Below are 15,186 nucleotides of genomic sequence, written 5' to 3' on the forward strand. Positions count from 1 at the left end.
ACTTAAAATTTTTAATTTGTTTTTTTATAACTCCAAACAGCCAAACCATTTACAACTACTGCAAATCCAAATATTATTAATAAATTATTTAGTACTTCAACAAAACCAGAACCTTTTAAAAGTACCATTCTAATAAACTCAACATAATAACGAATAGGGTTTAACAAAGTAAAGTTTTGAGCCCATTTTGGCATACTTTCAATAGGCGTAAACAAACCACTCATTAAAATAAAGATTACCATAAAAAACCATGCAATAAACATAGCTTGTTGTTGGGTTTCTGTGTGATTAGATATAAAAAGACCAAACCCTAATATTAAAAGTAAATAAATAGATGTGAAGCCATAAACTAATAAAATATTACCTAGCATTGGAACATTAAAAACAACTTTAGATATTATTAAACCTACAGTCAAAATGACTAATCCAAGTACCCAAAACGGAAATAATTTTCCGATAATAAATTGATGTTTTTTTATTGGTGTAACGTTTATTTGCTCTAATGTACCCAACTCTTTTTCTCTAACAATATTCATAGACGAAAGAAACAATGTTAGCATGGTTACCAACAAAACTAATATGCCTGGAACCATAAAGGTTTTGTAGTTTAAGGTATTGTTATACCAAAAAGAAGGTATAACCATTATATTTTGTTCTACTTCTTTGTTTTCTGAAATATATTTAGATTGTATTTGAATATTCTTATTATAAGCACTAACGATCTGTGTTACATACACATTTTCTACACCAGCAGTTGCAGCATCAATAGCATTAATGTTAACAGAAATACTTCCTTTTTTATCTTTTTGTAGATTTCGATTAAAGTTTACAGGAATGTTTACAATAATATCTGTTTTACCTTTTTGCATTTCTTCAATAGCTTTATTCTCTGAAAAATAAGATTCTGTAACATTAAAATAGGTAGAAGCGTCAAATGCACTTATTAACTCTCTAGATTCTCGACTTTGATTATTATCAACAAAAGTGATAGCAATATTTTTAACATCAAATGTGGCAGCATTCGACAAAATTAATAATTGTAAAATAGGTAAAATAAATATTAGCTGAAGCATACTTTTATCTCTAAAAATCTGCTTGAACTCTTTTTGTATGATGAATAATATTGTTTTCATTTAGAAAATATTAAGTGTATTTAAAAAAATAATTTTATTCTAATCTGATTTTATATTTTTTAATACTTATTGTTATAAATAGTATTGTCATTCCAATTAATATGAGTGTTTCTTTCCAAATATATTGAATACCAACACCTTTAAGCATTATGGCTTTTACAATAATAATGAACCATTTAGCAGGAATAATATTACTGATGATTTGCATTGGCAAAGGCATACTATTTATTGGAAAAATAAAACCAGAAAGTATTATAACAGGTAGCATTAGCCCCATCAAGGATAGCATCATTGCCGTTTGTTGCGAATCTGAAATAGTGGAAATTAAAATCCCTAAAGAAAGAGCAGATATAATGAATAAAATGCTTTCAAAAGATAAAAGTAGTAAGCTACCATTTATTGGCATTTTGAAAACAAAAAAGCCCAATAATAGTATGATTATAGCATTAATGATTGATAGAAAAATATAAGGAAATACTTTGCCAATAATTACCTGAAAAGGTTTTATTGGAGAAACCAAAAGGATTTCCATTGTACCGATTTCTTTTTCTCGTGTAATAGAAATAGAAGTCATCATTGCAGACACTAACATTAAAATAACAGTCATAACACCGGGAACAAAATTGAAAACACTTTTAAGTTCTGGATTATAAAACATTCTCGATTGTACTTCAACTTTTACTAAATTTGTTTTAGGTTGTTTTTTTTGTGACTGATAATTTTGAATAATCGCAGATGTATAATTTGCTATTGTGTTTGCTACGTTTGGTTCTGTAGCATCGGTTATAGCTTGTACTACTGCAACATTTTTTGTTTGCAAATTTTTACTAAAATCACGTTCAAAAATTAAAACCGCTTTAATTTTTCCTTTTTTAAATTCTTTTTCAATATCACTTTCATTATTTATTTGATTTTCGACATTAAAATAAGGAGACGATTTTATTTTGTTAATAATTTTTTGTGTTTCTACATCATTTGATTGGTCAAAAATTGCAATTTCTACATTATTAATTTCATTTGTAATTGCAAAACCAAACAATAAAATTTGAGCAATAGGCATTCCAAATAAAATAAACAAGGAGCGTTTATCACGAAAAATGTGATAGAATTCTTTTTTTACAAAACCGATGAATCTTTTCATTTATAATAGTAATTAGTAACTAGTTAATAGTAATTAGCTTACTCAATATTACGTGCTAATTTTAAAAACACATCATTCATTGAATCTACTTGGAATTGTTCTTTTAGTTTTTTTGGAGAGTCTAATGCTTCAATAGCACCATCAACCATAATGGAAACACGGTCGCAATATTCGGCTTCATCCATGTAATGTGTGGTTACAAAAATGGTTGTTCCTTTGTAAGCTTGTGTATATATCATTTCCCAAAATTGTCTTCTTGTTATTGGATCAACGCCACCTGTTGGTTCGTCTAGAAAAACAATTTTAGGTTCATGCAACAAGGCAACAGAAAAAGATAATTTCTGTTTCCAACCTAATGGTAATGAACCCACTAAATTATTTATAACCTCTTGAAGTTCTAACTCTTCAACTAATTGTGTAATTTTTTGTTTGATTTGTTTTCTAGATAAACCGTAAATTCCTCCAAAAAAAGTAATGTTCTCTTTAATTGTTAAGTCATCGTACATTGAAAATTTCTGGCTCATATAACCAATACTTTTCTTAACCATTTCTGATTGTGACAATACATCAAAACCAGCAACATTTGCTTTTCCTGAAGTTGGATTAGAAATTCCGATGAGCATTTTCATTGCGGTAGTTTTTCCTGCTCCGTTTGCTCCAAGAAAACCGAAAATTTCTCCTTTATACACATCAAAAGTAATTCCTTTGACAGCAGTGAAATCTCCAAATTTTTTGGTTAGGTTTTCGACTTGTATGATTTTTTCTTCGTTCATAATTATAAATCCATAAACACATCTTCAATTGTCGTTTGAGCAGGTTTTATGATAATTTGAGTGTGATTTTTTTGTTGTAAATAATCCTGTAAATCGTTTGGATTAAAGTTTTGATTTGTATCTATATAATGAATAAATTCTCCAAAAGCATAAACACTAAAATGACTTGGGTAATTTTTTAAATCGTGAATTAATCCGTGTGTGTTTTTAGATTGAATATCATAAATTACTTTGTCGTATTTTGAAATGATGTTGCTTGGTGAATCGATTTTCAAGATTTTTCCTTTTTGTATTAAAGCAATTCTATCACACAATGAAGCTTCGTCCATGTAAGGTGTTGAAACTAAAATCGTGATTCCTTTTTGCTGTAATCGTTTTAGCATTTGCCAAAATTCCTTACGAGAAACGGGATCAACTCCAGTTGTGGGTTCGTCTAAAAACAAAACTTTTGGTGCGTGAATTAAAGCACAACACAATGCTAGTTTTTGTTTCATTCCTCCAGACAATGCTCCTGCTCTTCGTTTTTTAAACGGTTCTATTTGAACGTAAATATCTTCGATTAAATCGTAATTTTCTTCAATGGTTGTTCCGAAAATAGTGGCAAAAAAGGTTAGGTTTTCTTCTACTGTTAAATCTTGGTACAGTGAAAACTTTCCTGGCATATAACCCACAGAATTTCGAATGGCTTTGTAATCTTTAACTACATCATATTCTAAAACTTTTGCGTTACCTTTATTGGCAATTAAAAGCGTTGTTAATATTCTGAAAATAGTAGTTTTTCCTGCTCCATCTGGTCCAATAAGGCCAAATAATTCTCCTTCATTTACTTCAAAGGAAACGTCATCAATGGCTTGGATTGATTTGTAGGATTTTGATATGTTTTGGACAGAAATACTCATTATTTTAAAAGTGATTAGTTACTAGTTACTAGTAATTAGCTATTTAATTAACAGAAAATTACTTTCTTCTATTGCTTTTACTTCATGTTTAATATTTACTTCTATCATTACATAAACTCCGGAATTAAGATTAATTACAGTTCCTTTTTCATCAGTAAAAACGGCATTTCCAGAAATACAAACTAATAATGCAGGTATTTTTGAAACGTGTTCTTTTAAGGTTTCGCCTTTAGCAATTTGTAATGAAACAACTTTTTTATCATTTGATTCAAACAACAACTGTGTTTGAACTGCTGTATTTTCGGTGTGAAGATTTTTTAATATCATTGGAAATATTGATTAAAGGTTGTAAATGATTCTTGAATTTTAGCCAGGTTTTCATTTGATTTATCTTTTGAAAAATCATCAACTAATTCGATATAAGGAAGTAACCATTTATGTAATTCATCATGAGCTTGACCTTTCATAGTGCAATTTGATGTTAATAAATCAAGATTTTTTTTCAAATTATCAGCTAATAATTGATAGTTTTCAGGTGTTTCTTTGTCAAATGAAGTCACGTCATTTTCCATAGTACGAATATGAGCTATCATATCAACATCTACTTTCCATTTTTGTCCATCATTTAGTTGAATGGTTTCGTCATTTGAATGTTCGTGAACTTCTGTTTTAGTAGCTTGACTTGTTTCAGCAGATTCATTTTTTGCTTTGTCGTTGCAAGAAAAAAGAAAGAACGTTGATAATAGGATTGATGTAATTTTTAATTTGTTCATAATTTTTTAATTTGTTTACTTTTGTTAATTGTAAAATAGGCTAATGCTATAAAAAATAGGGTTATAATGATTCTAAAAATCATTGCACCAATTGTTTTAGTTTCATGAATACCATCAGCGTATATATAAATAATAAAAACTATGAATGCGTTTATGAGAATTAGTGCCGATACTCCTAAAATAGTAGTTGCCCACTTTTTACTTTTTAATATACCATAACTAGCAATTAAATAAATTATACTGCTAATGAAATTTGCCCAAACAATGAATAAAACGTAATTACCTTCTTTGGCTCTTATTCCAAATAAATCAAAAATAACCGAAGCACTCAAGAACAAAGTCAAAAGTCCAAATGCAGCTAATAAAAATGCTATACCATATGAAATTAACTTTTTCATAATCACTCTGTTTTTATTATTGAATTCATAGTAATTTTAGAAATTATTGAATTTGAAATTAAACATGCAGTTTCCGATTTTTGAATAACTCTTTCAGCTCTTTCACGATTTTTTTCATCATTAATAATAATTGTTGGTTCTAGGATTATTTCACTTATTAGAAATTTACCTTCTATTTGTTCTAAAACACCTTTAGACTTGCAACTGAAATTTTTAAATTCAAGTTTAGAGTTTTCTGCAATTGCTAAAAAAGTAGTCATTAAACAACTGCTTACTGCGGCAGTAAACAAGTGTTCTGGAGTCCAAATACCTGGTATTCCTTTTTGAAATTCAGGTGGAGTAGCCACTTCAATACATTTTTTTACTGCATTAAATTGATTTATTTCGGGAGAACATAAATTTCCTTTACGATCACTGCTCCAATTTACATCAACATTATAATAGTGCTTTTCCATTTTTTTACTTGTTTAAAAACGATGAATACATCCAAATTTGTTTCTCTTGAAAACGGATATAATCACTCATTAAAGCATTTGTACCTTCATCGTTTGCATCGCTTGCTAATTCAAGAATTGCTCTTTGCATTACAATAACTATTTTCAAGCTTTCAAGAATTTGTGCTACAGCTGTATGACCATCTGAAACTTTATTGCTTTCAATTATAGTGGAAGTTTTAGTGTATTCATTATAACTGTGTTCTGGAGTATAGCCCAATGTTAATATACGTTCGGCTATTTCATCGATTTTTAGTAATAAATCATTATAAAGTTCTTCAAATTTTAAATGTAATTCAAAAAATTTCTCTCCTTGAATGTTCCAATGAAATCCTCTTGTATTTTGATAGAAGATTGAATAGTTAGATAGTAATATATTTAGCTTTTTCGCCAAGTTTTCTACTTTTTTTTGGTCTAAACCAATTGCATTAAATTTTTCCATTATTTTTTATTTTAATAAGTTAATTTTATTTTATTGAAGGTTTCATTTTTAAAAAAGAAACACCAAGCCATACAACTGATGCTGTCATTGCAATAGCTCCTAATAGCACAAAAATTGGTGGAAAACCTAAATATACTTCAGATAATATTCCAATTGGCATAAGTAAACCTATTAAAGCCAACCAAGAAATTGCTTTCACATTTTTTAATTCGTTTTGAAAATGAAGCAATAAATATCCAATTACAATATTTAAAAATGCGAATAAATTGCCATGTACATGAGCTAATCTAGTTTCAAAATGTTTACCAATACTATATGTATTTACCCATTCTTCCTTACCCGGAGCAAAATCTCTTAAATAAATTAAAAGAAATCCATAAGCCATAAAAAAGCCCATTGTAAGAAAACCAATTGCGATGTTGTTTTTACCATTCATGATTTTTAGTTTTAAGTTAGTATTTATTTTAAATTTTATTAAAATTTAACTTCTGCTGGCATTCCAATTTTCAATGCACCATCATTTTTTACGATAATTTTTACAGCATACACCAAATTGACTCTTTCCTCTTTTGTTTGAATGATTTTTGGTGTGAATTCTGCTGATGATGAAATCCATGAAATTTTTCCTTTATAGGGTTTTGTTCCATCTTTATCATCAATAGTTACGTTTACATCTTGCCCGACTTTTATGGATGCTAATTGGGTTTCACTAAAATAAACTCGCAGTGTCATTTCATTTAAATTTGCCATTTTATATAATGGTTTACCAAAAGCTGTGATTTCGTTTGGTTCGGCATATTTGGCCAAAACAGTACCAGAAATTGGATTGAAGATTTTTGATTTTTTTAATTGGTCGTTTATCTTTTCAATCTGAATTTCAATCGATTTAACTTCGTTAATAATTGGTGCATTTTGGGTTTCAACACTTTGCATTTGTTGCTTTAAAACACTTACTTTTCCGTTTACTTCATCTACTTGACGTTTTGTTGCAGCACTTTCAGCAAACATATTTTGAATTCTTTTTTGCTCAATTAAAGTCGTTTTTAATTGTTCGTTTAACACATTTCGTTGTGATAAAACATTAGTTGATTTAGAATAAATCGTATTTTTTGAAGCCAATAATTGTTGTTTATTCAAATACAATTGAGTGGTATCTATTTGTCCAACTAAAGCGTTTTCTTGTAAAAGATCTCCTTCTTCAAGTTTTAGAAATTCGATTTTTCCGTTTGCTTCAGATGAAATAGTTATTTCTGTAGCTTCAAAGTTTCCAAAAGCATCTGCTTCATTTTTGTCTTTGTTACAAGAAAATATCGCTAATACTGTAATATATAAAATACTTTTTTTCATCTTAATGGGTTCCTTTAATAGTTTGATAATTTATTTTAGCCAATTCTAATTGTGTTTGATGTACTTTTTGATTGGTTTTAGCATCAAAAAGTTGATTTAATTCTGAAACATATTCAGATGTTGTAATCACACCATTTCGCATTTGAGAATCGGAAGATTGAACAACTTTATCCCGTAACAGAATAATTTGAGAATCTGTTTTAATAATGGTTTCTAGTTTAGAAATTTCAGATTGTAATTCGTTTAATTGCATTTGATTATTGGTTTCAAAAGTTTCTTTTTCAGTTGTAACAATTTCTTTTGCAATATCTAAAGCTTGTTTCTCCGATTTTGATTTATTCCAATCAAATACATTCCAATTCAATTTTAAACCTACAACATAAAAATCGTCAAATGAATTATTAAGCATGTTCAAACCTGGATTTCCATAACCTGCTTGTCCAAAAGCGTTTAATTTTGGTAAAATTGATTTTGAAACTACATTTTTTGAAGCATCTATTTGAGCTTGTTGCAATTCAAAAAATTTCATTTCAGGTCGAATTCCGTTTTTTTCTAAAGCAGAACTAGGTCTTTCTAAAACAGAGTTTTCTTTAATAGTTATTGAAGTTAAACCGGCTAAATTTTGAAGTTCTTTTATTCGTTGAAATGTATTTTCAGTTAATGCCTGTTCTAATTTTAACAATTCAGCTTCTAAAACTTGTTCAGATGAAGGCAACATAGCACCATTTTTTACACCTGATTTTACTTCTTTTATTTTTGAATGGATAGTGCTTTGTTTGGCTAATAATAATTCTCTTTGGTCTTGCCATAACAAAATCATCATGTATGAATAATTGATACGAGATTTAAGTTGATACAAATTAACAGCAACTAGTTGTTGCTGTGTAAGCATTTGAGCTTCTTTTAATTTGGTGTTTGCATTAATCATTCCTCCATTATAAAGTAATTGATTTACATCTAAAGTGGCTCTATATTGGTCTTTATTTATTGGTTCTACACCAGGTAAAGAAGTAGGTAATCCAATTACATCTGATTGATAAGTTGCCTGTGCGTTTATGTCTATTTTAGGTAATTTTGCTTTATTTAGAGCATCTATTTCAAACGTTGTTTTTTGTTGTAAAAAATTTGTTTGTTTAGCAATGGGATAATTTTTTTCTGCCAAAGCATAACATTCTTCAATCGTTAGTTTTTGTTGTGCATAAGAACTAATAGTTAAAATTAGAAGCAATATTGTTACTAAATTATTTTTCATAATTTAAATTTTTATTGAATTAATAATAAACTCCGATACTTCCGTTTTACGTTTTTTTAATAATTTCTTGTAGCTTTCTTTGTCCATATTCACAAGTGCCATTAATAGAGGTTCACCTATAAATGGAAAAATATTTAAGGATATAATATTAATAAACAATTGTTCTGCTTCAATTGGTTTAATAATGCCTTTATCTATCGCTTCATTAACCTGAATTTTAAATTTATCAATTGTAGGGAAGTTTTTTTCTGCACGAAGCTTTTGTATAAAATCAGGATTTTTACTTAACTCTTGTATTACAAAATTTGGCAAATAAGGATGTTTGATTACAAATGCGACATAATTCTCTGTAAATTTTCTTATTTTTTCAATTAAATCGGTGTCGTCATTCAACACTTTATTTAATTGAGGAGCTAACAATTTAAAAGCACTTTTAAAAACTGCCTCGAATAAAAGTTGTTTGCTTCTATAATAATAATGTAATAATGCCTTATTTATATTGGCTTTATCCGCAATTTCTTGCATTCTTGCTCCAGCCATTCCTTTCTGTAGGAAAACTTCCTTTGCTGCATTTAATATTTCAGTTTCAGTATTTTCTGATTCTTTATTATTCATAATGTTTAACTATCTGATTTAACTATTTGGTTAACAAATTTATTGAAAATATATTTATTAAACCTTATTTAAGATTTATTTAACATAAATCATTTATTTATATTTGATTAATATTCAACTAGAAATTACATTTTTATTTAATTGGCTATTATTTAGAACAGTGAATTTATCTTTTAAAATTTTCATATCATCGCTTACTTTTCTATCTAAAACCTTTGCATAATGTTGGGTAGTTCTTAAATTTTTATGTCCAAGCATTTTACTTACACTTTCAATTGGCACTCCATTTGTAAGCGTTACAGTTGTCGCAAATGTATGTCGGGCAATGTGAAAGGTTAATTCTTTTTCTATTTCACAAACAGCAGCAATTTCTTTTAAATAGGAATTCATTTTTTGATTGGATAGGATAGGAAGTAATTTTTCTTGATTATTACTTTGAGGATGGTTTTCATATTTATCAATTATCATCTGTGTAACTGGTAAGATTGGAATTTTAGAAGCACTTTCTGTTTTCTGTCTGTGTGTAAATATCCATTTCTCACCATCAATACCGAAGCTTATATGCGACTTTGTTAAGTTTTTGACATCTATGTAAGCAAGACCAGTAAAACAGCTAAAAAGAAATATATCGCGAACTAGTGAAAGTCTTTCTGTTTTAAATTCTTTTTCAATTATAGCTTGAACTTCCTCTTCAGATAAATAAACTCTTTCAACTTCTTTAACTTTTGATTTATAGTTTGCAAATGGGTTCTTGTCAAGCCAGTCATTGGCCAAACATATCTTGATAATTTTATTGAAGTTCTTGATGTATTTAACAGCTGTGTTATTCGCACAATTTCTAACACTTCTTAACCAGAATTCATAATCGGTTATAAAAGCGTGATCAATCTTGGTAATATCAATATCTGAAATATTATATTTCCATTGCATGAACTCAATAGTGTGTTTTAAAGAAGTGTTGTAACGTTCTAATGTTCCTGGTGCATATTCTTTACCTACCAATTCTTTTATTTTGTTGTTATGGTCTTGGAATATAGGAACTAACATTCTTTGACGTTCTTCGGTTCCGAGCAACTTATTTTTAAAGTTTTCAATTGATAATGTTTCATTACGATGGAGTAGTTCCATTTGAGCATCTAATACTTTAGATTTCATTAAATCAAGGTAGCTATTGATTGAACGAGCTTCTTCTGTTGTACCTTTCATTTTAGCTAATTCGCTTGACCATTTTGATTTTTCTACAAACTTTTTGGTGCTAAACTCTAAACGTTTACCATCGACTGTTAGTCTTACATAAATTGGAAGTAGTCCGTTTGAATTGGCTTTTGTGCTTTTAGCATAAAAGTGAAGTGTGATTTTTGTTTTCATTGTGGTGACCAATTAATTATTATTCAATTTAAATTTCTTCTTTAAATCAAACAAGATGTTTACTGACTGAACGAGTTATTGAACATGTCTTTGAACCTAATGTTTGCAGTTGTTGAGGTAATTTAGCGAGACCCTAATTTTTGAATTTTCTAGGGTCTCGATTTTATCTCGATTTAAATAAGATTGAATGAATAATTTGGTATGTCTGCAAAAGCAAAAACCCTGTAAATCATAAGATTTACAGGGTTTTGATACCGTTTAGGATTTTTTCAGCGGAGAAAGAGGGATTCGAACCCCCGGACCTGTTACAGTCAACAGTTTTCAAGACTGCCGCATTCGACCGCTCTGCCATTTCTCCAGTAATTATCGCTTTACTTCCGTATTGCGAGTGCAAATATAGGATGATTTTTTTACTTACAAAATAAAAATGATAAAAAAATTATACTTTTTTTTATTTGTTTTCATAACGTTTTGACTTTCAGTTAATATATGGTTTTGTCTTATTAAAATATTTTTTCTTTTCTAGATTTAAATATCTTTGCAGTCATATAATTATTTTAAATAAATGGACTTTCCTTTAGAATATCTATTACTTATTCCGATCGGTTTTATTGCTGGTTTTTTAAATACTGTTGCTGGAGGTGGAACTTTATTGACCTTGCCAACTTTGATTTTTTTAGGATTACCTGCTTCTGTTGCAAATGGTACAAATAGAATTGCAATTTTAGTTCAAACATTTGCCGCTATAAAGGGGTTTAAGAGCAAAGGAGAATCAATGTACCCATTTAGTTTATATCTTGGAATATCAGCATTCTTAGGTTCGTTTATAGGCGCAAAACTTGCCATTGATATAAATGGTGAGCTATTCAACAAAATACTAGCATTAATTATGCTTATGGTGTTGTTAATAATTATAGTTAAGCCAAAAGTTAACTTGGCAACCCTAACTGAAAAAATTACTGGTAAAACATTAGGAGTTTCAATTGTTATTTTCTTTTTCTTAGGAATTTATGGTGGTTTTATAAATGCCGGAATTGGTTTTTTAATGTTGTTAATTCTTCCTTATGTTAACGGATTGACTCTTTTAAAGTCTAATGTTACAAAAGTATTTGTAGTCTGTATGTATACAGTAGGAGCAGTGTTGGTTTTTGCTTACGAAAATAAAATAAATTATCCTTTAGCCTTTATATTGACTATTGGTAATGCTTCTGGTGCTTGGGTGGCGAGTAGGTGGTCAGTAAAAAAAGACGATAAAGTAATTAAACTATTTTTAATAATTACTGTATCGTCTTTAGCTGTAAAATTGTGGTTTTTTAATTGATTTAGTAATTTACATAATCAACTATTTCAAGTCCGTAACCTATCATTCCAACACGTTTTGTGTGTTCTGTTTGATTAGAAAGTAATTTGATTTTTGAAATATCTATATCGTGTAAAATTTGGGCGCCAATGCCAAAATCTTTATTGTCCATTTTAATACTTGGCGCTTTTACAATTCCTTTTTCTTGAAGCTCTTTTAATTCTGTTAATCTAGAAAGTAATTCTAATGATTTTACTTCTTGATTAATGAATATAACGGCGCCTTGACCTTCTTCATTGATTTTTTTGAACATTCCATCTAGCTTTTTATCAGCATCGTTAGTTAATGTTCCTAATATATCATTGTTTACTTGTGTTGAGTTAATTCTTGTTAAAACCGCATCTCCACTGTTCCAAGTTCCTTTCGTAAGTGCTAAATGTACTTGTTTATTTGTAGTTTGTAAATAGGCTCTTAAGCGGAAAGTTCCAAAACGTGTTTCAATTTCAAAATCTTCCTTCTTTTGAATTAAACTATCATGCAACATTCTATAAGCAACTAAATCTTCAATTGAGACCAATTTTAAATCGAATTTTTTAGCAACTTCAACAAGTTCAGGTAAACGAGCCATGGTTCCATCTTCGTTCATGATTTCAACGATAACTCCGGCTGATTTAAAACCAGCTAAGCGAGCAAAATCAATTGCAGCTTCTGTATGACCTGTTCTTCTTAAAACACCACCTTGTTTTGCAATAAGTGGAAAAATATGACCTGGACGAGCTAAATCAAAAGGTTTTGTGTCTGGGTTTACCAATGATAAAACTGTTTTTGCTCTATCTGCAGCAGAAATTCCGGTTGTAACTCCGTTTCCTCTTAAATCTACAGAAACAGTAAAGGCAGTTTCCATATGATCAGTATTATTTCTCACCATTGCATGTAAATCTAATTCTTTACAGCGAGATTCGGTTAATGGAGTACATATAAGTCCACGACCATGAGTTGCCATGAAATTTATCATTTCTGGCGTTACCATTTCGGCAGCTGCTAAAAAATCGCCTTCATTTTCTCTATCTTCATCATCAACTACTATTATAACTTTGCCTTGTCGAATGTCTTCTATGGCTTCTTCAATAGTGTTAAGTTTTATCTTGTTAGACATTATAATTTGTTGTTTTGTTTATTAAACTTTGAAATTATTTTTTTGAAAGGATCTGTAATCCAATCAAAATTAATCATTATTCCAATATCATTTGTAGCTCTATAAGTAAATAAAATTGCTAATGGTGTTAAAATAATTGACGAAAGCCAAACTCCTAACATAACCGGTAAAGCGTCTTCTTCAGCAAGTTTTCTGCCGAATAGATTTAAAAAGTGATATAAAATAAAAATTACAATTGCTAATACCATTGGTAATCCTAATCCGCCTTTTCTGATGATTGCTCCAAGTGGTGCTCCAATAAAAAACATTAAAAGACATGAATACGCCATTATGAACTTTTCATGAATAACAATCCAATGAGAATTAATATTTTTCTTTTTATATTCTAAATCCGTTTTACCATTACTAATACTAAACTCTGTGCTAATAGTATTATTTTTGGCTAATTCTAAGACTTTTTTTGCTTGTTCTAATGATAATATTTTTAATATATCTTTTGTAGATTTATTATCAACTACAGCAATATTTTGATTTTTTTTAGAGTTAAAAATATTATCATTACGTGTAACAATATTTTCTGAAAACGAAACTATTTCTTTATTGTATTGATTTTGAAGTGAATCTACAGAATATTTTAACTCTCCAATGTTTAACATCTTTTCAGATGTTATTTCTTGATTGTCATCAACCTTATTTAGTTTAGATAAATCAATATTTATAACGTATTTTTTAAAACTACTTTTTGCAAAAGGTTGTTTTTTTCGATCATTAATATCGCTTGGCTGTATGTTTTCGTAATAATTACCATCTAGTAATGTAAGTTGTAGTAAGTTAGAATCTTCTGTACTTCCTAAAATTCCTTTTTTAGATTTAATTACAGTATTTGCACCAAACCCATAGTTGGTATTTTTAATATGCATTATTACCCCATCAAGTAACTCTCCATTATCTCCTGATTTTTTATCAACTTTTATACTTATATTTCCTATAGTATTAAACTGTCCTTCAGCAATTGCCATTGCAGGTTTTTGTTGAATAATTGTTTTTCTTAGGTTTAGAAAACGATATTGAGCATTTGGTATAACATTATTTGCAAAGACAAAAGTAACTAAACTTAGCAATACAATTGCTAATGAAAGCATTCTCATTGCTCTGTTTAATGAAATTCCTGCCGATTTCATTGCGGCAAATTCATAGTTTTCTGAAAAACTTCCAAAAGTCATAATTCCTGCTAATAATACCGAAAGTGGTAATACTAGTGGAACAATAGTAGGAGCGTAGAAAGAAAGGAATTTTATTATTGTGAAAAAATCTAAATCTTTTCCAGCTAAATCAGCAATAAAAAGCCATATACCTTGTAAAATGAAGATAAAAAAAAGGATTACAAATACCGTGGTAAATGTAATCATGTAAGATTTTAAAATGTACTTATCTAAAATTTTCACCTTTTAGTCTAATCTGTTGATGTAGTAATTAGGATACTTTGATTGTGTAAAGGTAAAATGATTTTTTGATAAAGGTTGGTTTGTTTTAAAAGAATTAACAGTTAATGTCGTTTTAGTACCGTTTTTACCTAATTCAATAAGGTTATAAATGTTTTTTGTTTGTACATCTATACCAATAAGAATTTCTTTACGCTGATCTTTAGAACTTATAGGAATTAATTTTACATACTGTATTTTTCTGCCTTTTACATTTTGTAAAATATCCCATGAATATTTGTATCCAGATTGAAAGAATGTTAACATTTTAGATGGTGTTACTGCATTTTCATCGCTATCATCAAACTTAGAAATGGTGATTTCTTCATCTTCAGGAACTATAGTGTAAACTTTCTTGCCATCAAATATTTTAGTAACTCCCATAAAGTTTAAATTATATAAATTTCCTTTAAGGGCAACATTTCCTTTACTTTCTTGATTAATGTTTTCTTTTGGGTTATTCAAAGAATACTTAAAATCGATTACAATATTGTTATATGTTTTTATTTTTGCTGAAACGTCATCTAACAAGTTTTTAGCTTTAGCTGAATTTTGAGCTTGTAATGAGAAAGTCGCTATTAAAAGAAAGAATATTTTAAAAAATTTGTTCATTT

General features: G+C 28.8%; 18 protein-coding genes and 1 tRNA gene. 1 reads left to right on the top strand and 18 read right to left on the bottom strand.

The genetic code is table 11. The features are described 5' to 3' along the window. Nucleotides 1–11: 11 nt before the first annotated feature. From OLM55_RS07930 to OLM55_RS08000, 15 genes are all read right to left on the bottom strand, one after another. Nucleotides 12–1,133: an ABC transporter permease gene (locus tag OLM55_RS07930; RefSeq protein WP_264558373.1), complete on the bottom strand. Its 1,122-nt coding sequence runs from the start codon at nt 1,131–1,133 to the stop codon at nt 12–14. A 34-nt stretch (nt 1,134–1,167) separates the two neighbouring features. After that, nucleotides 1,168–2,274 carry an ABC transporter permease gene (locus OLM55_RS07935; protein ID WP_264558374.1) on the bottom strand — a complete coding sequence of 369 codons (1,107 nt, stop codon included), beginning with the start codon at nt 2,272–2,274 and terminating at the stop codon, nt 1,168–1,170. 38 nt (nt 2,275–2,312) lie between these two features. Then, the gene (locus tag OLM55_RS07940) at nt 2,313–3,047 is read right to left on the bottom strand and encodes an ABC transporter ATP-binding protein (RefSeq protein WP_250593406.1); all 735 of its coding nucleotides are present in this window, start codon (nt 3,045–3,047) and stop codon (nt 2,313–2,315) included. Between the two features lie 2 nt (nt 3,048–3,049). Next, complete coding sequence (locus OLM55_RS07945; RefSeq protein ID WP_264558375.1) at nt 3,050–3,946, bottom strand: ABC transporter ATP-binding protein; 897 nt, start codon at nt 3,944–3,946, stop codon at nt 3,050–3,052. A gap of 39 nt (nt 3,947–3,985) precedes the next feature. Further along, nucleotides 3,986–4,273: a hypothetical protein gene (locus OLM55_RS07950; RefSeq protein ID WP_250593408.1), complete on the bottom strand. Its 288-nt coding sequence runs from the start codon at nt 4,271–4,273 to the stop codon at nt 3,986–3,988. Continuing rightward, a complete protein-coding gene (locus tag OLM55_RS07955; RefSeq protein ID WP_264558376.1) occupies nt 4,270–4,719 on the bottom strand; it encodes a hypothetical protein in 450 nt (149 codons plus the stop codon). The genes OLM55_RS07950 and OLM55_RS07955 overlap by 4 nt, the downstream gene beginning before the upstream one ends. Further along, nucleotides 4,716–5,117, bottom strand: coding sequence for a hypothetical protein (locus OLM55_RS07960; RefSeq protein WP_264558377.1), 402 nt, complete (start codon nt 5,115–5,117; stop codon nt 4,716–4,718). The genes OLM55_RS07955 and OLM55_RS07960 overlap by 4 nt, the downstream gene beginning before the upstream one ends. 2 nt (nt 5,118–5,119) lie before the next feature. Next, complete coding sequence (locus OLM55_RS07965; RefSeq protein WP_264558378.1) at nt 5,120–5,572, bottom strand: OsmC family protein; 453 nt, start codon at nt 5,570–5,572, stop codon at nt 5,120–5,122. 4 nt (nt 5,573–5,576) lie between these two features. Then, a complete protein-coding gene (locus tag OLM55_RS07970; protein ID WP_264558379.1) occupies nt 5,577–6,053 on the bottom strand; it encodes a Dps family protein in 477 nt (158 codons plus the stop codon). A 25-nt stretch (nt 6,054–6,078) separates the two neighbouring features. After that, nucleotides 6,079–6,489: a hypothetical protein gene (locus tag OLM55_RS07975; protein WP_264558380.1), complete on the bottom strand. Its 411-nt coding sequence runs from the start codon at nt 6,487–6,489 to the stop codon at nt 6,079–6,081. Nucleotides 6,490–6,527: 38 nt separating this feature from the next. Beyond that, nucleotides 6,528–7,400: an HlyD family secretion protein gene (locus OLM55_RS07980; RefSeq protein WP_264558381.1), complete on the bottom strand. Its 873-nt coding sequence runs from the start codon at nt 7,398–7,400 to the stop codon at nt 6,528–6,530. A gap of 1 nt (nt 7,401) precedes the next feature. Continuing rightward, a complete protein-coding gene (locus OLM55_RS07985) occupies nt 7,402–8,652 on the bottom strand; it encodes a TolC family protein (RefSeq protein ID WP_264558382.1) in 1,251 nt (416 codons plus the stop codon). A gap of 3 nt (nt 8,653–8,655) precedes the next feature. After that, complete coding sequence (locus OLM55_RS07990; protein ID WP_264558383.1) at nt 8,656–9,267, bottom strand: TetR/AcrR family transcriptional regulator; 612 nt, start codon at nt 9,265–9,267, stop codon at nt 8,656–8,658. A gap of 114 nt (nt 9,268–9,381) precedes the next feature. Continuing rightward, on the bottom strand, nt 9,382–10,635 hold the full coding sequence (locus tag OLM55_RS07995) for a site-specific integrase (protein WP_264558384.1): 1,254 nt from the start codon (nt 10,633–10,635) through the stop codon (nt 9,382–9,384). A gap of 273 nt (nt 10,636–10,908) precedes the next feature. Then, nucleotides 10,909–10,993: transfer RNA gene (locus tag OLM55_RS08000), tRNA-Ser, on the bottom strand. Between the two features lie 207 nt (nt 10,994–11,200). On the opposite strand from OLM55_RS08000, the gene OLM55_RS08005 reads away from it, so the two are divergent. Continuing rightward, nucleotides 11,201–11,956 (top strand): sulfite exporter TauE/SafE family protein, encoded by a 756-nt coding sequence (locus OLM55_RS08005; RefSeq protein WP_264558385.1) that lies wholly within the window; start codon nt 11,201–11,203, stop codon nt 11,954–11,956. Nucleotide 11,957: 1 nt separating this feature from the next. Here the strand turns inward: OLM55_RS08005 and ribB are convergent, their stop codons facing one another. The 3 genes from ribB to OLM55_RS08020 are packed head-to-tail and all read right to left on the bottom strand — an operon-like array spanning nt 11,958 to nt 15,184. Next, a complete protein-coding gene (ribB, locus tag OLM55_RS08010; RefSeq protein ID WP_413614307.1) occupies nt 11,958–13,091 on the bottom strand; it encodes a 3,4-dihydroxy-2-butanone-4-phosphate synthase in 1,134 nt (377 codons plus the stop codon). Then, the gene (locus OLM55_RS08015; protein ID WP_413614308.1) at nt 13,091–14,500 is read right to left on the bottom strand and encodes an LptF/LptG family permease; all 1,410 of its coding nucleotides are present in this window, start codon (nt 14,498–14,500) and stop codon (nt 13,091–13,093) included. The genes ribB and OLM55_RS08015 overlap by 1 nt, the downstream gene beginning before the upstream one ends. A 39-nt stretch (nt 14,501–14,539) precedes the next feature. Then, nucleotides 14,540–15,184, bottom strand: a complete 645-nt coding sequence (locus OLM55_RS08020) for a LolA family protein (RefSeq protein WP_264558387.1) — start codon at nt 15,182–15,184, stop codon at nt 14,540–14,542. Between the last annotated feature and the right edge of the window lie 2 nt (nt 15,185–15,186).

It is taken from the genome of Flavobacterium sp. N2270 (genome assembly GCF_025947225.1).
Taxonomy (GTDB): Bacteria; Bacteroidota; Bacteroidia; order Flavobacteriales; family Flavobacteriaceae; genus Flavobacterium.